16 protein-coding genes are annotated in these 18,125 nt (G+C 69.6%); 7 read left to right on the forward strand and 9 right to left on the reverse strand.

The features are described from left to right. Positions 1–56: 56 nt before the first annotated feature. The gene (locus tag AC3WOH_RS06775) at positions 57–242 is read left to right on the forward strand and encodes a hypothetical protein (RefSeq protein WP_492228612.1); all 186 of its coding nucleotides are present in this window, start codon (positions 57–59) and stop codon (positions 240–242) included. Positions 243–258: 16 nt separating this feature from the next. Here the strand turns inward: AC3WOH_RS06775 and AC3WOH_RS06780 are convergent, their stop codons facing one another. Next, on the reverse strand, positions 259–1,188 hold the full coding sequence (locus AC3WOH_RS06780; RefSeq protein ID WP_492228613.1) for a LysR substrate-binding domain-containing protein: 930 nt from the start codon (positions 1,186–1,188) through the stop codon (positions 259–261). Positions 1,189–1,302: 114 nt separating this feature from the next. On the opposite strand from AC3WOH_RS06780, the gene AC3WOH_RS06785 reads away from it, so the two are divergent. Next, positions 1,303–2,391: a tartrate dehydrogenase gene (locus AC3WOH_RS06785; protein WP_492228614.1), complete on the forward strand. Its 1,089-nt coding sequence runs from the start codon at positions 1,303–1,305 to the stop codon at positions 2,389–2,391. Positions 2,392–2,429: 38 nt separating this feature from the next. Next, complete coding sequence (locus AC3WOH_RS06790) at positions 2,430–3,695, forward strand: glycerate kinase type-2 family protein (RefSeq protein ID WP_492228615.1); 1,266 nt, start codon at positions 2,430–2,432, stop codon at positions 3,693–3,695. Between the two features lie 85 nt (positions 3,696–3,780). Here AC3WOH_RS06790 and AC3WOH_RS06795 read toward each other — a convergent pair whose 3' ends face one another. The 5 genes from AC3WOH_RS06795 to apaG form a co-directional block, all read right to left on the reverse strand. Further along, positions 3,781–4,770 carry a Bug family tripartite tricarboxylate transporter substrate binding protein gene (locus AC3WOH_RS06795; RefSeq protein WP_492228616.1) on the reverse strand — a complete coding sequence of 330 codons (990 nt, stop codon included), beginning with the start codon at positions 4,768–4,770 and terminating at the stop codon, positions 3,781–3,783. A gap of 135 nt (positions 4,771–4,905) precedes the next feature. Then, positions 4,906–6,030 (reverse strand): YbdK family carboxylate-amine ligase, encoded by a 1,125-nt coding sequence (locus tag AC3WOH_RS06800; RefSeq protein WP_492228617.1) that lies wholly within the window; start codon positions 6,028–6,030, stop codon positions 4,906–4,908. Beyond that, a complete protein-coding gene (locus AC3WOH_RS06805) occupies positions 6,027–7,286 on the reverse strand; it encodes a cation:proton antiporter (protein WP_492228618.1) in 1,260 nt (419 codons plus the stop codon). The genes AC3WOH_RS06800 and AC3WOH_RS06805 overlap by 4 nt, the downstream gene beginning before the upstream one ends. 331 nt (positions 7,287–7,617) lie before the next feature. Beyond that, positions 7,618–9,603 carry a site-specific recombinase gene (locus AC3WOH_RS06810; RefSeq protein ID WP_492228619.1) on the reverse strand — a complete coding sequence of 662 codons (1,986 nt, stop codon included), beginning with the start codon at positions 9,601–9,603 and terminating at the stop codon, positions 7,618–7,620. Further along, complete coding sequence (apaG, locus tag AC3WOH_RS06815; RefSeq protein ID WP_184860160.1) at positions 9,600–10,007, reverse strand: Co2+/Mg2+ efflux protein ApaG; 408 nt, start codon at positions 10,005–10,007, stop codon at positions 9,600–9,602. The genes AC3WOH_RS06810 and apaG overlap by 4 nt, the downstream gene beginning before the upstream one ends. A 29-nt stretch (positions 10,008–10,036) precedes the next feature. Here apaG and rpe point away from each other — a divergent pair, with 29 nt between their 5' ends. Then, a complete protein-coding gene (gene rpe, locus AC3WOH_RS06820; protein WP_492228620.1) occupies positions 10,037–10,717 on the forward strand; it encodes a ribulose-phosphate 3-epimerase in 681 nt (226 codons plus the stop codon). Positions 10,718–10,827: 110 nt separating this feature from the next. On the opposite strand, the gene AC3WOH_RS06825 is transcribed toward rpe, so the two are convergent. The 3 genes from AC3WOH_RS06825 to AC3WOH_RS06835 form a co-directional block, all read right to left on the reverse strand. Beyond that, positions 10,828–11,217: a hypothetical protein gene (locus AC3WOH_RS06825; RefSeq protein ID WP_492228621.1), complete on the reverse strand. Its 390-nt coding sequence runs from the start codon at positions 11,215–11,217 to the stop codon at positions 10,828–10,830. A gap of 156 nt (positions 11,218–11,373) precedes the next feature. Beyond that, positions 11,374–13,524, reverse strand: a complete 2,151-nt coding sequence (locus tag AC3WOH_RS06830) for a sensor histidine kinase (RefSeq protein WP_492228622.1) — start codon at positions 13,522–13,524, stop codon at positions 11,374–11,376. After that, the gene (locus tag AC3WOH_RS06835; protein ID WP_492228623.1) at positions 13,521–14,243 is read right to left on the reverse strand and encodes a response regulator transcription factor; all 723 of its coding nucleotides are present in this window, start codon (positions 14,241–14,243) and stop codon (positions 13,521–13,523) included. The genes AC3WOH_RS06830 and AC3WOH_RS06835 overlap by 4 nt, the downstream gene beginning before the upstream one ends. 232 nt (positions 14,244–14,475) lie before the next feature. Here AC3WOH_RS06835 and AC3WOH_RS06840 point away from each other — a divergent pair, with 232 nt between their 5' ends. The 3 genes from AC3WOH_RS06840 to AC3WOH_RS06850 all read left to right on the forward strand — a co-directional run bounded on the left by AC3WOH_RS06840 (position 14,476) and on the right by AC3WOH_RS06850 (position 18,122). After that, positions 14,476–15,804 carry an SPFH domain-containing protein gene (locus tag AC3WOH_RS06840; protein ID WP_492228624.1) on the forward strand — a complete coding sequence of 443 codons (1,329 nt, stop codon included), beginning with the start codon at positions 14,476–14,478 and terminating at the stop codon, positions 15,802–15,804. A 53-nt stretch (positions 15,805–15,857) separates the two neighbouring features. Further along, the gene (locus tag AC3WOH_RS06845; RefSeq protein WP_492228770.1) at positions 15,858–17,336 is read left to right on the forward strand and encodes a hypothetical protein; all 1,479 of its coding nucleotides are present in this window, start codon (positions 15,858–15,860) and stop codon (positions 17,334–17,336) included. Positions 17,337–17,408: 72 nt separating this feature from the next. Beyond that, positions 17,409–18,122, forward strand: coding sequence for a phosphoglycolate phosphatase (locus AC3WOH_RS06850; protein WP_492228625.1), 714 nt, complete (start codon positions 17,409–17,411; stop codon positions 18,120–18,122). Positions 18,123–18,125: the final 3 nt, after the last annotated feature.

Below are 18,125 nucleotides of genomic sequence, written 5' to 3' on the forward strand. Positions count from 1 at the left end.
TTTCCCGGGTGCGCGGCCCTTTCTAAAGTCACCGCATCTTGGAAAGGAGGGGCGCCATGTCGCTGCACGAAGAATGGAGTCTGTCCGGTCACCTGCGCCGCAAGAAGGCGGTGGTGCTGCAGGCACACCGGCTGCGCAACGAGGCCTTGTGGAGTGCCCCGGGCGTGCTGTGGTGCGCCGGGGCACGCGCACTGGCTGCCATCCGCCGGTGGTGGGGCCGAGCACCTGCCCGGCGCGCCTGATCGGCCCTGCCGCCTGCTATCCCAGGGCAGCGCCCGCTTGCTGGCTGAACGCCTGGGCCGCGAAATCCACGAAGGCCCGCACCCGCGCCGCCATCTGGTGGCGCTGGGGGTAGATGGCGTAGATGTCCGCATCGGGCGTGAAATACTGGGGCAGCACCTGCACCAGGCGGCCCTTGTGCAGGTAGCGCCCGATGTCCCATTCGGCCCGCATCAGGATGCCATGGCCGTCCAGCGCCCAGTTCACGGCGATCTCGCCATCGTTGGTGGTGAGGTTGCCGCGCGTCTTGACCGCCTCGACGTTCACGCTGCGGCCGCGTCCGTTCGACAGCCGCCACACGCCAAAGGCCTCTTCGCCCTGGCGGATGCCGATGCAGTTGTGTTTGGTGAGGTCGTTGGGCACCTTGGGAATGCCGTGGCGCGACAGGTAGGCGGGCGATGCGCACAGCAGCCGGCGGTTGGGGGCCAGGTGCCGGGCGATCACGCGCGCATCGGGCGGTGCGCCGAAGCGGATGCAGACGTCGAACGAGTCCTCGGTCAGCGCGGGCGGGTTGACCGACAGTTGCAGCTGCACCTCCAGCTCCGGGTACTTGCGCACGAACTTCGAGATCAGCGGCGCCACATGGCTGCGGCCAAAGCCCAGCGTCGCGTTCACGCGCAGCAGGCCCTTGGGCACGGCCTTTGACACGCCGAGCAACTCCTCCATGCCATCGATCTCGGCCAGGATGCGCCGGGCATTCTGCAGATAGAGCTCGCCCTCGGGCGTGAGGCCCATGCGCCGCGTGGTGCGGTTCACCAGCGCCACACCCAGGCGGGCTTCCATCAGCGCCAGGTGCTTGCTCACGGCGGGCGTGGTGATGCCCATCTCGCGCGCGGCGGCGCTCAGGCTGCCGGCACTGGCCAGTGCCGAGAAGAAGCCCAGGTCGGCCGGCTGGATTCCCTTGCCCATGGAAGCTCCACTGTTGAATTCAGGTTAACGGTGGTTTGAATGTAAGGGTGTGCACAAGGGTTGTCGAGTTCCTACAGTCGCTCCATCCATTGAAACCATGCACGGAGACAAGCCATGAAGACATACCAGATCGCTACTATTCCCGGCGACGGCATCGGCAAGGAGGTCGTGCCTGCCGGCCAGCAGGTGCTGCAGGCCCTGGCGGCCACGCAATCGGCCTTCCGCTTCGAGTTCGAGGACTTCGGCTGGGGCGGCGACTACTACCGCGCCCACGGCGTGATGATGCCCGCCGACGGCCTGGACGCCCTGCGCGGCAAGGACGCCATCCTGTTCGGCTCGGCCGGCGACCCGCACATCCCCGACCACATCACGCTCTGGGGCCTGCGCCTGAAGATCTGCCAGGGCTTCGACCAGTACGCCAATGTGCGGCCCACGCGCATCCTGCCGGGCATCGATGGCCCGCTCAAGCGCTGCGGGCCGCGCGACCTCGATTGGGTCATCGTGCGCGAGAACTCCGAGGGCGAGTACGCCGGCGTGGGCGGGCGCGTGCACCAGGGCCACCCCATCGAGGCAGCCACCGACGTGTCGATGATGACGCGCGCCGGGGTCGAGCGCATCATGCGCTATGCCTTCCGCCTGGCCCAGTCGCGGCCGCGCAAGCTGCTCACTGTGGTCACCAAGAGCAACGCCCAGCGCCATGCCATGGTGATGTGGGACGAGATCGCGGTGCAGATCGCCCAGGAGTTCCCCGATGTGAAGTGGGACAAGGAACTGGTCGATGCCGCCACGGCGCGCATGGTCAACCGCCCGGCCACGTTGGACACGATCGTCGCCACCAACCTGCACGCCGACATCCTGAGCGACCTGGCCGCCGCGCTGGCCGGCAGCCTGGGCATCGCGCCCACCGGCAACATCGACCCCGAGCGCCGCTACCCTTCGATGTTCGAGCCCATCCACGGCTCGGCCTTCGACATCATGGGCCAGGGCCTGGCCAACCCGGTGGGTACCTTCTGGTCGGTGGTAATGCTGCTCGACCACCTGGGCGAGCATACCGCCGCACAGCAGGTGATGGCGGCCGTGGAAGCCGTGACGGCCGACCCGGCCCTGCACACCCGCGACCTGGGTGGTTCGGCCACCACGGCCCAGGTGACCGCGGCGGTCTGCGCGCACCTGGCGGCACAGCCCGAGCGCAAGGCTGCGTGACAAGGGCGGCAGCACGCCGCAGCGATGGGAGTACGACGATGGATGGGGACACCCCGCAGGCGCTGCTGCGCCGCATGTTCACGGCCGCCGTGGCGGCTGCCCAGCCCGCCCTGTGCGTGCCGCCGCACCTGCCCGCACCGCCCCGGGGGCGGCTGGTGGTCCTCGGCGCGGGCAAGGCCTCGGCTGCCATGGCGCGCGCGGTGGAAGACCACTGGCCCGGCCCGCTGTCGGGCCTGGTCGTCACGCGCTACGGCCACGCCGTGCCGTGCGAGCGCATCGCCATCGCCGAAGCCGCGCACCCCGTGCCCGACGCGGCGGGCGAGGCCGCCGCGCGCCGCATGCTGGCGCTGATCGCCGGCCTCACGGCCGATGACCTGGTGCTGTGCCTGATCTCAGGCGGCGGCTCTGCGCTGCTGCCGCTGGCCCTGCCCGGCATCACCCTGGCCGACCAGCAGGCCATCGGCCGCAGCCTGCTGGCCAGTGGCGCCAGCATTGTCGAGATGAACTGTGTGCGGCGCCACCTCTCGGCCGTCCAGGGCGGGCGGCTGGCGCGTGCCTGCGCACCGGCGCGTGTGGTGAACCTGCTGCTCTCCGACGTGCCGGGCGACGACCCGGTGGACATTGCTTCCGGTCCCACGGTGCCGGACCCGAGCACCTGTGCCGATGCCTTGGCCATCGTGCGCCGCTACTGCATCGCTATGCCACCGGCCGCACTCGACCTGTTGGCCAGCGGCGCGGGCGAAACGCCCAAGCCCGGCGATGCCGACCTGCCCACCATCGAGACCCACTTTGTCTGCACGCCGCAGATGGCACTGGAGGCCGCAGCCACGGCCGCTCGCGATGCGGGCTGGCATGTCCATATTCTGGGCGATGCCATCGAAGGCGAGTCGCGTGATGTGGGCAAGGTGCATGCAGGCATCGCGCTGCAGGTGGCCCGGCGCGGTCAGCCGTTTGCCAAACCCTGCGTGCTGCTCTCGGGCGGCGAGACCACGGTGACTCTGCGTGGCCGGGGGCGTGGCGGGCGCAATGTGGAATTCCTGCTCGCCCTGGCGCTGGCCCTCGATGGCGAACCAGGCATCCACGCCCTGGCCGGCGACACCGATGGGGTGGATGGCCAGGAAGAGATCGCCGGTGCCATGCTCTCGCCCGATACGCTTGCGCGCGCCCGCGCCTTGGGCATGAACGCCCGTGACAGGCTGGACGACAACGATGGCCATGGCTTCTTCGGGGCCCTGGGCGACGCCCTCGTGACGGGCCCCACGCTCACCAACGTCAACGACTTCCGCGCCATCCTCATCGAGTGAAACAGGGGCAGGCTCTGCGAGAGCCTGCCCCTGTGCGGTGGATCCTGCAGGAGCGCGGCGCCCGGTTGCCCGGACGCCGCAGAACTCAGTCGATCGCGACCTTCGCCTCTTTCACCAGCCGGGCGTACTTGGCCGTGTCGTTGCGGATCTGCGCTTCCATCTCGGCGGGCGTGTTGCCGATGGGCTCGGCGCCGATCTCCTCCATGCGCTTCCTGAAGTCGGGCGACTGGATGATCTTCACCAGCTCGGTGTTCAGCCGCGTGACCACCTCCTTGGGCGTGCCGGCCGGCGCCAGGATGCCGAACCAGGTGCCCTGGTCGAAGTCCTTCATGCCCGATTCCGCCAGGGTGGGCACCTCGGGCAGGGTGGTGGAGCGCTTGCCCGTGGTCACCGCCAGGGCGCGCAGCTTGCCCGCCTTGATGTGCTGCAACACCGGGGTCAGGGTGTCGAACGACACGTCGATCTGGCCACCCAGCAGGTCGGTGGTCAGTGGCGCACTGCCCTTGTAGGGCACGTGCAGCAGGTCCACATTGGCCAGGCTCGCGAACTGCGTGCCGATCAGGTGCTGCACCGTGCCGTTGCCGTTGGATCCGTACGAGAACTTGCCCGGCGCGGCCTTGGCCAGGGCGATGACGCCCTTCACGTCGGTGGCGGTGGATTTGGCATTCACCACCAGCACATTGGGCACCAGCGCCACCGTGGTGACGGGCGCGAAGCTCTTCTCGAAATCGTAGGGCAGCTTGCGGTACACGCTGGTGGCGATGGTGTGGTGCACCGCGCCCATGAGCAGGGTGTGGCCATCCGCCTTGGCCTTGGAGACATAGTCCGCACCCAGCGTGGCGCCGGCGCCCGGCCGGCTCTCCACGATCACGGGCTGGCCCAGGGCCTGGCCGAGCCGGTCCGTCAGCGCTCGGGCCAGCACGTCGGAACTGCCGCCGGGCGGGAAGGGAACGACCAGGCTGATGGGCTTGCCGGGCCAGGCCTGGGCGTATGCGGCGGGGGCGGCAAGGCCCAGGGCAAGCGTGGCAGCGGCGAGTGCCGTCAGCGCCCCGCGCGGGCGAAGAGGGGTGGTCATGGTCCTGTCTCCTGGTGGTGTTTCCCGGGTGGGAAAGCCCGCAGTCGGTTGCTGCGGTGCATGGCACCATCATGAAGTCACAGGTTCCTGGCGCGCGGGCGGGAAGTTAACCCGCTCTTAACTGCAGGTAAAAGATCAGGCCGGTGCGCCGCGAAAGCGCTGCGCCGCCTGGCGGCTGACCTCGGCCAGCAGTTGCTCCTCGCGCTGGCGCTCGCGCAGCCAGCGCGCGTCGTTCTGGCCGGCCTCGGTCTCGGTGCGCAGCATGTGCATGGCATTGGCCGCGCCCTGCATGGCGGCGTGGCTGGCGATCTTGTCCATGGTCATCATGATGTGCTCGCGCAGCGGCATGTGGTCGCCCGTGGCCGGGTCCACGTAGACCGCATCCATGCCGAAGCGGCAGGCCTGGAAGCGGTTGTAGGTGTAGACCAGGTAGTCGTCCTCTTCGGGCATGAAGGGCTGGTCCGCCAGGAACCAGGCGCCCAGCGACTGCACATAGCCTGCCAGCGCGGCGGCACGCTCGATGGTCAGCGGCGTGTCGAACACGCGGATCTCGATGGTGCCGAACTCGGGCTTGGGGCGGATGTCCCAGTAGAAGTCCTTCATGCTCTTGACCACGCCGGTGCGCGTCATCTTGTCGAAGTAGGCCGTGAAGTCCTCCCAGGTCAACGCAAACGGCGCGCGGCCCGACAGCGGGAAGGCGAACACCGAGTTGAGCCGCGCCGAGTCGAAGGCCGTGTCCTGCCCCTGCACATAGGGGCTCGACGCCGACAGTGCGATGAAGTGCGGGATGTAGCGCGACATGCGGTGCAGCATGAGCAGCGCGGCATTCGCATCGGGGCAGCCGATGTGCACGTGCTGGCCGAAGATGGTGAACTGCTTGGACAGATAGCCGTACAGCTCCGACAGCTCGCGAAAGCGCGGCTTGTCGTAGATGCGCCGCTCGTGCCACTGCTGGAAGGGGTGCGTGCCGCCGCCCACCACGGCGATGTTGAGCTTGTCGGCGCTTTTCACCAGCGCATCGCGGATCGGCGTGAGCTGGCCCAGCACCTCGCTGGCCGAGTGGCAGATGCCGGTGGAGATTTCGATCATGCTGTTCGTCATCTCGGGCACCACGCTGCCGGGCAGCGGGGTCTTGTGCATCAGGCGCAGCATGTCCTCGGCGTAGGGCGCGAGGTCGTAGTCGTTGGTGTTGACGAGCTGCAGCTCCAGCTCGACGCCCAGCGTCAGCGGTTCGGAATGGTTGAAGGCTTCGAGGCTCACGCGGCGTCTCCGTTGCTGCTGGCGGCGGCACCCGACAGCGGTGCCCAGGGTTTCGAGCTTTCGCCCGCACGGTAGATGGCCACGGTGGCGATCACGGCGCCCAGCACCTCCATGAGCAGGATGGCGGGCAGCGCCACGCGGGCGATCAGGTGGCCGGTGGACGGCGATGCCACCACGAACTGCGAGGCGATCAGCAGCGCGATGGAGGACATGGGCGTCATCGCGCCGCCCACCCACAGGGCCTGGCGCCAGCTGGCGCCGCTGCCCACATTGCCCAGGGCCACGCCCAGCACCTTGGCCACCAGGCGCACGGCGATCAGGGCCAGCACCACGCCGGCCACAGGCCCGCTCCAGTCGGCCTGTGCGGCCACGGTGGAGACCAGCACGAACATCAGCATGGTGAGCAGCGAGGACGCATTGCCCAGTTGCCGGGGCCAAGCCCAGGGACGCGGGTTGAGCTGCTTGAGCAGGATGCCGCCCAGCAGCGCGGCCAGCGGGGCCGATCCGCCCATGTGCGCGGCCACGGCCGTGCCGGCCGCGATCAGCGCCAGCAGCAGCATGGAGGTGTTCTCGCTCGTGGGGCTCATGAAGCGCAGCGCCATGCGCATCACCAGCGCCAGCGCGGCCGCCACCACCACCGAGACGCCGAGCACCACGATCACCGGGTACATGGTGTCGATCAAGGTCAGGCTCTGGCGGTTGATCTGCTCGGCCCGGGCGCTGCCCAGGGTCAGTGCGTACAGGGTGGACAGGGTGGCGAGCACGATGGCGCGCTCCGTCACCGGGCCGGCAGCACGCGTGTCGGCCACCACGCGGGTGAGCACCGCGGGCGAGGCTGCCAGCGCCACCAGGGCCAGGGGGCCTGCGACCTGCGTGGGCTGGTTGAGCCAGACCAGCACCCAGTACACGGCGAAATAGGTCAGCACCGACTCGGCGATGCTCTGCACCAGCACCATGGGGTTGTGGCGGAACCAGCGCAGCGGAATGCGCCCGCCGCATTCGAACAGCACCAGCGCGATCCCCAGCTCCAGCAGGAACAGGCCGATGCCCTGCAGCGGCCAGAGCGCGCCGCTGAAGCCGGCCAGGCCCGCGGCCGTGCCCACCAGCGAGTAGCCCACCACCTTGGGCAGGCCCGTGTGGCGCTGGCACAGGTAGCCCGCCACTGCGGCCACGGCCAGCAGCAGGGACCACTGCACCGTGGGGAGCCCGGCCGAGGGGCGCAGCCATTGCGCCCAGAAGCTCAGGATTTCATTCATGTCATGGGACCCCTGCATGGCGCGGGCACCGGAGGCGCCCGCGGGTTGATTCTTGTGCGGCATGGCGCCACGGCGAAGGTGGTGGCATGCCGTGCGCTGCCGGCCGGATCACATCCGTGCGGCGCGGCGTGGTGCACAGCCATGGCCCAGCGGAGTGCCGCTGGTGCGCCGTTACCTTAACGTACCCGGCAAAGGCCACAGGATCCGCTTCGGTTTTGCCGAAGCACCGTGGTCTGCCAGGGTGCGCCTAATTTAACTGCCGCTGCCGCGGCTTCTTGTAGGACAGTTTCGAGCTTTGTAAGAAGCTGTGGGCGCCCTGTGTCCGTGTGTTTCAGCCGGTTGCCGAACGTCCCCGCCCCGGCATGAAGAAGCTCAAGGGGGCTGAGCGCAGCCGCTGGCGGATGGCGGAGTAGATGCGCGAGCGGTCCACGCCGCTCACGTTCTGCGCACGCAGTGCCACGCTGAACGCGAGGTAGAAGCTCACCGTGACGTTGAGTGCGCCAATCAACGGAATGGCCGCCACGGCCCACCAGAAGGCCGGCATGTGCAGCGTGGGCAGTCCCAGCGAGGCCAGGGCTGCGCCGATCTGCCCGGTGGACAGGGTCACATGGCGCACATCCAGCCCCAGGCCGAAGAAGCCCGCGATCGCAGGCACCAGGCCGAGCATGAAGCCGAGCGAGATGTTGGCCGCAAAGCCCGAGATGTTTTCGCGCAGGAACTGGGCCCAGCGCGCCGCACGGGCCTGCCCCAGCAGGCCTGTGATGCGCGGGTTGTAGCGCATGGCCGAGTCGAGCCGGTGCAGCACGAACCAGTTCTCGGTCCAGCCCGCGATGATGCTGGCCACGAACAGCAGCACCCCGGTGAAGGCGGCGAAGAACAACGAGGGCCCGAGCAGGTGCAGCGACTCGAACACATGCTCGGCCTGCCGGTGCGTGATGGCCGGTGCGCCGGTGGCCTGGGCAATCAGCCAGGCCAGCCCGAGCACGGCCGGAAACACCACCAGCACATTGCCCAGCACGGCCGCCACCTGCGAGCGCACCAGGTGCGTGATCTCGTCGACGAAGGACTCGATGGCATCGCTGGCCCCGAGCTCCTTGAGCTTGGCCGCCATGGCCGGTGCCGTCATCGCGGGCTGCTTGGTGGCCACCGTGAGGTGCAGCAGCTGGATCAGCACAAAGGTGACGGCGTAGTTCACGCCGGCCCAGAAGCCACCCCAGAAGGCCGACAGCGCCAGCGCATACAGGCCGAACTTGGCCAGCGTGGTGAAGGCCATCAGGGCGCCGCCGCCGGCGGCCTTCTTCACCATGGAGCGGTACTCGGCGCCCGTGCGGGTGATGTAGTGTTCGCCCGTCTCGGCGCTGCGCTCGGCCACCTTGGCCGCGAGCAGCGAAGAGTTGGAGGCGAACAGCGCGCGCAGGCTGCGCCGCTCCTGCCCCACCAGCACCAGGCTGGCCATGAGCCTGGCGGCCGTCAGCGCGGGCTGGGGCGACAGCAGGCAGTCGAGCAGCAGGCGCACGCGCAGGATGCGCTCGCGCAGCTGGCGCAGGCGGAACACCAGGCCCACCGAGATGCCGTTGTCCTCGAAATGCGTGTACACCGTGGCGGCCGCCGCGCGGCAGGCCTCCAGCCGCTCACGCAGGCGCTGCACCGCGGCGTCGAGCCGATCGGGTGTGCGCAGGCCATGCAGCACCTCCACACGCAGGCTTTCCACGTCGTGGATCAGCGCATGGAAGGGCTGGGACTCGCGCGCCGCCTCGCTCATGCGCAGGCGCAGCTCGGGGGCGAAGCCGGTCGAGAGGATCTGCCCCGCGCAGTAGGTGATGGCATTGAGCAGCGCCTTGTGCCAGCGCGAGGCGCCGCCCGTGTCCGTGGGGGCCAGCAGGCGCACCAGGCGCGCGAGCTGGGCTTCCTCCAGTGCGGCCACCCACTGCGCATCGAACTCCCCGGGCAGGGCCAGCATGAACAGCTCCGACGCATCGATGGTCTCGGGGCTGGCCGGCAGCAGCTTGGTGCGCAGGCGCTCGGCCACCTCGCTGGCCAGCGCCGTGCGGGGCGCAAAGCCGAAGTCGGCCAGCAAGGTGGTGATGTCCACCGTGTCCACCAGCGCCGCCCACCAGGCCTGGAGCCTGGCCTGCACCTCGGGGCGGGCTTCGGCCGCGTCCAGAAAGAGCTGCAGCCGGGCGATGGCGCCCGGCACGGAGTCGCGCTTGCCGCGCACCCAGCCGAGCAGGCCGATCAGCCACAGGTGGCGTTGGGCGGTGTCGGCGGCCGGGTCCAGTTGCGCCAGGATGCTGGCCACGTCGGGCGTGCGGCTCAATGCAGCACCCGGCCCGACAGCGGCTGGCCCGAGGGGCCCTGCTGGATGGCTTCCAGCATGAACAGGTCGATCGGGGTGTCGAAGGGCTCACCCTCCTCACCCACGCAGTGGAAGGTGCCATGCATGGTGCCGCTGGCCGTGCGCAGCCGGCAGCCGCTGGTGTACTGGAACGATTCACCCGGCTTGAGCAGGGGCTGGTGCCCCACCACGCCCAGGCCCTTGACCTCCTCGGTGTGGCCGCGCGAGTCGCTGATGATCCAGTGGCGCGAGATCAGCTGCGCGGGGGCCTCCCCGGCGTTGGTGATGGTGATGGTGTAGGCGAAGCTGAACACCCCCGTCTCCGGCGCGGATTGCTCCGGCAGGTACTCGGGCTGGACCTGTACGTCAAACTGGTACTTTGGCATGGGCGAATGGTAACTGCGACAATCGGTGCATGAGCCGACCTTTCCGCATAGCCCCCTCGATCCTCTCCGCCGATTTCGCCCGCCTGGGCGAAGAAGTGCGCAATGTCATTGCCGCCGGAGCGGACTGGATCCACTTCGACGTGATGGACAACCACTACGTGCCCAACCTCACTTTCGGCCCCATGGTGTGCCAGGCGCTCAAGCCGCATGCCAAGACCGCCGATGGAGCCGCCGTTCCGGTGGATGTGCACCTGATGATCGAGCCCGTGGACGCCCTGGCGGCTGCATTTGCCGATGCCGGCGCCGACTACATCAGCTTCCACCCCGATGCCTCGGCCCATGTGCACCGCAGCATCCAGGCCATCCGCAGCAAGGGCGTCAAGCCCGGGCTGGTGTTCAACCCGGCTCAGCCGCTGGACGTGCTGGACTGGGTGATCGACGACATCGACCTGATCCTCATCATGAGCGTGAACCCCGGCTTCGGCGGCCAGAGCTTCATCGATTCGGCCCTGCGCAAGATCGAGGACGTGCGCCGCCGCATCGACGCCTCGGGCAAGGACATCCGCCTGGAAGTCGACGGCGGCATCAAGACGGACAACATCCGCCGGGTGGCGGATGCGGGTGCGGATACCTTCGTGGCAGGCAGCGCCATCTTCGGCAAGCCCGACTACAAGGGCGTCATCGACGCCATGCGCGTAGAACTTAAGTAAGCCCCTGAGTCGCTTCGCGCCTTCCCCCTACAGGGGGACGCTTCCAGCGCGGCGGGGCGGCCCTTGCGCGGGAGCACTGGCCTCGCGTGTGCCAGTTTCAACCGTCGCGCTCACTGCGCCGGGACGATGATGGTGGTGGTCGTGGATTCGCGCAGCACACCGCCGCCCGACACCGACCCACTAACGGCGCTGCTTTCGACGCGGCGCACGCATTCCGAACGCTCCTGCGCGCTCTGGAAGGCATTGCAGCGGTCGGTGCCGTTGGCCGCGGCGATCGGGCCGGGGTCGCTCAACTGGCCCTTGCGCGATGCATCCAGCGCGTTGGTGGCCTCGCGCAGGCAGGTGGCCAGACTGTCCTGGGTGTTGTTGGTGTGGCACTTCTGGCGTTCCTGCTCGTAGCGGGCCCGCGCATCGCTGGCCGGCACCTGGGCCATGGCAGCGGTGGAGAGGGCCAGCAGGGTGGCGGTAAGGACAGGTGCGGCAAAGGCAAAGCGTTTCATGGAAAAGGCTCCTTGCGACGAGCGCGACAGGTGGGGGAGGCACCCATGCCAGGGTGCGAACGGTATGGGTGCAGCGTAGCCCCCGGTCCCCCCGCGCACTGTCGGACAGCGCCGCCCGGCACCGTCCGCCCGACGCCTAAGCCTTGTCGCTGGACTTCAGCCCAGCCGCTGGAACGTCAGGATGAATGCCACCCCGTCGGCCGTGTTGCGCGCATTGATGGTGCCGCCCATCTTGGCCATGTAGGTCTTGGCCACGAACAGGCCTTGGCCCCGGTGCTCGCCTTCGCCCACGGGCGTGGGCAGGTCGGGGTCGGACACCCCGAGCTCGAAGATGCGTTCCAGCAGGTCTTCCGCAATCGTCGCCCCCACGTTGTGCAGCGTGGCGCTGGCCGTGGACTCCGACGCCGTGAGCGTGAGCGTGATGGCCGTGCCCGCGGGGCGGTAGCGGTCGGCATTGCGCAGGATGTGGGTCACCACGTCCTCCAGCGCAAACTCGTCGGCACGCACCACCACGGGGGCGCTGCCGCCCTCGTACACCACCTGGGCGATGCCTGCGAAATGGGCGTTGTCCGCCACGTGGCGCAAAAAGGCATCCAGGTCCAGCCGGCCCTGGGGCACATCGGCGGCCTGCAGCGCCTCGGCAGGCGAGGCCGTGCCGTAGAGCACATGCACGGCCTGCTGCATGCGCTGCACATAGCGGCGCCCGGGGTCGCCGGGCCTGCCGTGCAGCACCATCAGCGATTGCAGGGGGGACATGATCTCGTGGCCCACGGCGTGCCACATGTCGCGCTCCTGCTGGGCGCGCAGCTGCTCGCGCTGGATGTCGTCCTTCACGCGCTGCAGCAGGTCGGCCAGGCCGCCCGCGAGAATGCCCAGCTCGTCCGAGCCGCGCAGGTCCGAGACATCGAGGTCACCGAGGCGCGGGCCGATGTGCCCGTCCTGCACGTTGTAGGACACGGCGGCCGCGCGGCGGGTGAGGGCGGTCACGCGCCGCAGCAGCCCGACCTCGACGATCAGCCAGGCCAGAGCGATCGCCGTCAGCATGGCGCCCAGGTACCAGGACATGCGCGTGGCCACGGCGGCCAGGCCCTGCTCCAGCCCGCGCAGGTTGCCCGTGAAGGTGACCACGTAATTGCCCGTGGGCGTGTCGAGGATGTCGAGGCCCGCCGGCGTGGCGCGCGCATCGGGCGCGTCCAGTGGCAGCCAGCTCACCAGGCGGATCAGCCAGGGCGACGAGGGCTCGGCCTGCACCTCCGTGCCCTTGAAGGTGAGCGCACGCTCTTCGCCCTCGCCCATCTTGCGCACCTGCACCTTTTCGCCGGGCAGCAGGCTGCGCGTCACGTCCGTGAGCGATGCGCTGGGCTGCGCGCCCGGTGCGTTGCTGTCGAACAGGGGCGGGCCTTCGCCAGGCGCCAGCATCTCCACGCGCACGCGCATGCTGCCCAGGTCCTCGGGCGGCCAGACCAGGCGCTGGTCCTTGCGGAACAGGGCCTCGCGGAACAGCTCCACCGGCAGGCGTATGGAATAGAAGGTCCGGCGTTGGCAGTCGGGCACCGCGCCTGCCAGGTCGCGGCATTGGCCGTTCTGCCAGAGCCAGCCACGGAAATCGCGCACCGGGCGCGCACGGGCGTCGAGCAGGTCGCCGCCCGCGTCCACAAAACCGGTCAGCCGCCCGCGAGCGCCGGGCAGGGTGCCGGCGGCCGTGCCCGATGCCGGCGCCATGGCCTCGAAGGGTGCCACCCAGCGGCTGGTGGTGCCACGCATGTCCAGCGTCACGCGCGCGCGGTGCACGGCCGCCAGGTCCAGCGCACCGCGCTCGCGGCCTGCCAGTTCACCCGCATAGAAGCTGCCCACGAGGTAGATGAAACCGCCCGCATACGGGTTGTTGCCGATGGCCGCGCAGACCGAGGCGCCGTCGGGGTACTGCACCGAGCAACCCGCCATCTCCACCGCCTGCTGGGCCTTGTTCTGGTCGTCGAAGTCGATGGCCGAGTAGGGCAGCAACAGGGGCGCCAGCGGCGTGGCGCCCTGGCCCAGGCTGGCCGAATTGAGCAGCGCCAACTGCCCCGAGGGGTGGCGCAGCCGCGCCATCACCTCGGCCTGGCTGCGCTGAAAGCCGTGCTGGTAGCTCTGCCAGGCACGCTCCTTCTCCTCGCGCAGCAGCACCACGCTGAGCGCCACGGTGGCCACGGCCAGCAGGATGAACACGCTGCGCACGAGGATGCGCAGGCGAAACGCCGGCAGCCCCAGGCGCGGCATTTCGAGCCGGGGCATCTCCAAGCCGGGGCGCAGCAGGCGCTTGATCATGTCTTGAGGCGGCCCTGCGCCAGCGGCGAGCCTACCCAGCGGAAACCGCGCATGGGCACGTTCTCGATGCCCTCGAAGCCCGGATCCACCTCGCGCAGCGCCTCGCGGATGGTGCTCACGTGCTTGCGCACGTTGTCGCGGTTGCGCCCGCTCTTGACCACCTCGAACAGCTCGTCGTAGGAGACCACCTCGCCGCTGCGCTGGTGCAGCGTGGCCAGGATGCGCTGCGCCGTGAGCGGCAGGTTGATGCGCTCGCCGCGCCAGGTGGGGCTGCGCTGCCACAGCGGGTCCAGCACCAGCGCATCACCAGGGGCCGCGGTGGCAGCGGCCGGTGTGGCCGACTGCGTGGTGCGCAGGATGTCGAGGAAGGTCTCGATGAAGTCGGCTTCCTCGAAGGTCGTCTTCTGCAGGTAGTCCCAGGCGTCCAGCGCCTTCATGATGCTGCGGTAGATGGCCGCCGGCATGGCCGAGACCACCAGCACCGGCGTGCCCTGGCGCAGCTTGTTGATGGCGTTGATGAGGGCCACGCCGGCATGGCGCTCGCGGCCGAGCTCGATGTCCAGCACCACCGCGTCGTAGTGCTCGCGCGCCAGCGCGGCCTCGGCCTCGTCGCGGGTGAACCACTGGTCGATCACGATGCCGCTGCGCGCACTGCGAATCCAGCCGGCCAGCTGGTTGCTGGTGGGCAGGTCGTCTTCGATCACGGCGATGCGGGTCATGGCAGGGGGCAAGAGTGGTCCTGCGCCCGATTATCCGGGGGCCCTGCGGCGGGCGGTGTGAGTTTTTCTTCCGGGGGCGGAACGTTTGCACGGTGGCCGTGAGCGCTTTGGCGCGGCCGCCGCATTGTTGCTTCCGGGGGGAATGCGAAGAATTGGTCACCAATGCAGCACGGAAATCCGGCGCCGCAGAGCAGACACCAACCGCACCGAACTGACTGACGAGGGAAACACCATGAAAGCCACCTGGAACCGCATCATCCGCGCCCTGCGCCGCAACGCCGCTCCGGTCGAGCCCATCGACCCTACCCTGGAGGCCGCCGCGCAGGACACCATCGACACCGCGCCTGCCGTTGCCACCCCACGCCGCCTGCCCAGCGTTTCGGGCCGCACCCTGGCTTGCCTGGCCGCAGGCACGGCCGTGGTGGTGGCGGGTGCCATGGTCTACCGGAACCCGCCCGTGCAGCACCTGGACCAGGGCGAGCTCGGCGTGCGCGTGAACCAGTTCACCGGCTCCGTCACCCAGTGGCGCGACGGCAGTGTCTGGGTGCTGCCCGGCCTGCACAGTGCACGCGTGTTCTCGCTGCGCGACCAGACCTACCGCCCCGAGCAGATGCGCCAGGCCAACGGCGGCGCGCCGCTGCAGTCGGTCGAGGGCCTGTCCTTCGGCCTGGACCTGGGCGTGCGCTATGCGCTCGACCCCGCCACGGTGGCCGCGCGTTCGGGCAGCCTGCCCGACAACGTGGGCGCCGAGATCGTCGAGCCCGCCGTGCAGGGCCTGATCTACAAGGTGTTCGCCCGCTACACGGTGCGCGAGATCTTCTCCACCAAGCGCGCCGAGATCCAGCAGATCATCGAAACCGAGCTGCGCGCCCGCCTGGCCGCCGATGGCGTGCTGCTGCGCCATGTGCAGATCGGCAAGGTCGACCTGCCCGCCGAATACCGCCGCGGCATGGACAGCCTGCTGGCCGAGGAACTGGCCTCCGAGAAGATGCGCTACACGCTGGAGCTCAAGGACAAGCGCGTCAAGGAAACCGAGCTCGACGCCAGCGCCGACAAGGTGCGCCGCGAGGTGGCCGCCGAGGCCGCCGCGCGCGAGCAGGTCATTGCCGCCCGCGCCCAGGAAGAAGCCATGAAGCATGTGCTGCCCTTCAAGCAGCGCCAGATCGAACAGCGCCAGCTCGAAGCCGAGGCCGAGCGCGTGGCCCGCGTCAAGGCCGCCGAGGGTGCAGCCCAGGCCCGCCGCATCGAAGCCAACGGTGAGGCCGATGCGCGCCAGAAGCTGGCCGAGGCCGAAGCCTTCCGCATGGACCGCATCGGCAAGGTCAACGCCGAGCAGATGGCGCGCGAAGGCGCGCTGGTCACGCGCCACCCGCTGCTGATCCAGAAGACGCTGGCCGACAAGCTCTCGGACAAGATCCAGGTCATCATCGCGCCCCCGCCGACCAATGGCGACTTCATCGGTGCCGCGCTGCTGGGCGGCAACCGCAATGCCCAGGCCGTCGCTGCCCAGGCCAACACCGGCGCCGACGACGCAGCCGCCGCCCAAGCCACGGAGCAATGAGCATGAACCGCACCACCCTCACCCTTGTGGCGGCCATCGCCTCGGCCGCCACCATGGTCGCCACGGCCGCCGTGCAGCCAGCACCGGCCAGCACCCCCTCCAATGGCCTGGGCAATGCCATCGTCGTGCAGGACCAGGCCGTGCTGCGCGCGGCACCGCGCGAATCGGCCCAACAACAGTCCGCCCTGTGGCAGGGCGAGGTGCTCGAAGTGCGCGGCGAGCGCCTCGACTACCTGCAGGTCTGGGACCACAAGCGCGAGCGTGGCGGCTTCATCCGCACCAGCGAAGTGCGCCGTGTGGCCGACGGCGAGGCCGAAGCGCCGGCCCTGCTCTCCGTGCTGCGCTTTGTGCGCGACACCCCCGGTGCAGAGGCCCTGGGCATCGGCATCACCGCCGCCTACCTGCAGGCCGCCCCAGCCAAAGCGCTGGCGGGCGAGCAGAGCGCCCAGGCCTTCGATGCACTGGGCACCCTGGCCGACCGCCTGGCACGCCGCGCCTCGGCCGCCACACCGGGCAAGGCCTCGGGGGCCACGCTGTCGGCCCACCTCGATGTGGCCAACGGCTACGGCGTGCGCTTCACCACCTACGAGGTCGAAGGCCGCATGCAGGTCTGCTACGACGGCGAAGCCTTCCGCCGGGTGCTGGCCATGCCCGTGGCCGATGCCGAGCAGCGCGCCCGCGCCGCCCTGGCCCTCACGCGGCCCGAGTGCGTGAACCCCGACCTGCCGGCGCACGAGCGCGCCCGGGTGCAGGAATGGCAGTCCGAGGTGCTCGAACGCGTGGATGTGGCCGGCCTGCCGTCCTATGTGCGCAACCGCATCCAGATGCGCCGCGCCAGTGTCTGGAGTGCCCTGGCCTTCCAGCAGGCGCGCAAGGACCCCTCCGGCAGCGCAACGGCGGCGGCCGCTTCGCGTGCTCTGGCCGAGTTCGCCGGTGTCGCGAAGAACGACCTGCCCGACGAAGACCAGCCCGCCTACAACGACGCCGCCATGCGGGTCAGTGCCGTGCGCTGGGCCCTGGTGCCCGCCAGCCTGCCCACGGCCCAGGGCAGCCGCCCCGGCATCGTGACCGAAGCCGGTGCCCCCGGTGAAACCTGCGTGCTGCTGGTGGACGCCCAAAAAGGCGCCAAGGCCCCGCTGCTGCGCCGCTGCACCTACGGCGTGGTCTGGGCCGCTTCGGCCAGCGTCAACCGCGAAGGCAATGCCGTGGCCCTGGCCGTGCAGCCCCTGGAAGGCTGGCGCGAGCTGTGGGTGATGCGCAAGACCGCCGAAGGCTGGCTGGTCGACGTGCTGCCCCCGGCCGCCACCTCGCCCGAGACGGGCGTCGCCGAATGGGCCGGCTGGGTGCCTGGCGGCCAGCAGATGCTGGTGGCGCGCGAGGCGCGTGGCCAGGGCCGCTACCGCCGCAGCTTCGAGATTGTGCGCCTGGAAGGCCTGGCCACTGAGCGCGTGACGGGCGATGTGGCCGCGCTGCCCCTGTTCCAGCGCTGGCAGGACCCCTCCTGGAAGCGCCAGACCCTGAGCTTGAGGTAAGCAGGCTCTTAAAATCCAGGCAGGCCGGGCACGATGCCCGGCCTTTTGTCTGTCCTTTGAGGAGCCCTTCGCATGTCTGCACCGTCCCCCCTGCCTGCCCTGCTGTCCCGTGTGGATGCCGCCATCGTGGACCTGGACGGGACCATGGTGGACACGCTTGGGGATTTTGCCGAGGCGCTCAACCGCATGCTGCGCGAGCTGGCATTGCCGGCCATCGGCGCCCAGCACATCGAGCACATGGTGGGCAAGGGCTCGGAACACCTGCTGCGTTCGGTGCTGGCCCATGTGCTGGCATCGCAGGGCCAGGCGGTCGATGCGGCGCAGGTCGAGTCGCTGTACCCCGCGGCCTGGGCCAGCTACCAGAAGCACTACCTCGATATCAATGGCCAGTACGCACAGGTGTACCCGGGCGTGGTGGCGGGCCTGCAGGCGCTGCAGGCTGCGGGCCTGCGCCTGGCCTGCCTGACCAACAAGCCCACGGACTTTGCCGTGCCCCTGCTCCAGGCCAAGGGGCTCGATGGCTACTTTTCGCAGGTCTTCGGTGGCGACAGCTTCGCGCGCAAGAAGCCCGACCCGCTGCCCCTGGTCAAGACCTGCGAGGCCCTGGGTACGGCGCCTGCGCGCACGCTGATGCTGGGCGATTCGAGCAACGATGCGCAGGCCGCGCGCGCCGCCGGCTGTCCCGTGGTGCTGGTGACCTACGGCTACAACCACGGCCAGCCCGTGCGGGCCGTGGATGCGGATGGCTTCGTGGACGCGCTCGCGGAGTTCGCTGCCGCGGGTTGAGCC

This window comes from Acidovorax sp. FW305-C-20-28, assembly GCF_058783375.1.

What these genes read in the sequence shown, in the direction of transcription:
- AC3WOH_RS06775 (WP_492228612.1), top strand. Translation starts at nt 57, where the DNA reads ATGTCGCTGCACGAAGAATGGAGTCTGTCCGGTCACCTGCGCCGCAAG.
- AC3WOH_RS06780 (WP_492228613.1), bottom strand. Translation starts at nt 1,188, where the DNA reads ATGGGCAAGGGAATCCAGCCGGCCGACCTGGGCTTCTTCTCGGCACTG.
- AC3WOH_RS06785 (WP_492228614.1), top strand. Translation starts at nt 1,303, where the DNA reads ATGAAGACATACCAGATCGCTACTATTCCCGGCGACGGCATCGGCAAG.
- AC3WOH_RS06790 (WP_492228615.1), top strand. Translation starts at nt 2,430, where the DNA reads ATGGATGGGGACACCCCGCAGGCGCTGCTGCGCCGCATGTTCACGGCC.
- AC3WOH_RS06795 (WP_492228616.1), bottom strand. Translation starts at nt 4,770, where the DNA reads ATGACCACCCCTCTTCGCCCGCGCGGGGCGCTGACGGCACTCGCCGCT.
- AC3WOH_RS06805 (WP_492228618.1), bottom strand. Translation starts at nt 7,286, where the DNA reads ATGAATGAAATCCTGAGCTTCTGGGCGCAATGGCTGCGCCCCTCGGCC.
- apaG (WP_184860160.1), bottom strand. Translation starts at nt 10,007, where the DNA reads ATGCCAAAGTACCAGTTTGACGTACAGGTCCAGCCCGAGTACCTGCCG.
- rpe (WP_492228620.1), top strand. Translation starts at nt 10,037, where the DNA reads ATGAGCCGACCTTTCCGCATAGCCCCCTCGATCCTCTCCGCCGATTTC.
- AC3WOH_RS06825 (WP_492228621.1), bottom strand. Translation starts at nt 11,217, where the DNA reads ATGAAACGCTTTGCCTTTGCCGCACCTGTCCTTACCGCCACCCTGCTG.
- AC3WOH_RS06830 (WP_492228622.1), bottom strand. Translation starts at nt 13,524, where the DNA reads ATGATCAAGCGCCTGCTGCGCCCCGGCTTGGAGATGCCCCGGCTCGAA.
- AC3WOH_RS06835 (WP_492228623.1), bottom strand. Translation starts at nt 14,243, where the DNA reads ATGACCCGCATCGCCGTGATCGAAGACGACCTGCCCACCAGCAACCAG.
- AC3WOH_RS06840 (WP_492228624.1), top strand. Translation starts at nt 14,476, where the DNA reads ATGAAAGCCACCTGGAACCGCATCATCCGCGCCCTGCGCCGCAACGCC.
- AC3WOH_RS06845 (WP_492228770.1), top strand. Translation starts at nt 15,858, where the DNA reads ATGGTCGCCACGGCCGCCGTGCAGCCAGCACCGGCCAGCACCCCCTCC.
- AC3WOH_RS06850 (WP_492228625.1), top strand. Translation starts at nt 17,409, where the DNA reads ATGTCTGCACCGTCCCCCCTGCCTGCCCTGCTGTCCCGTGTGGATGCC.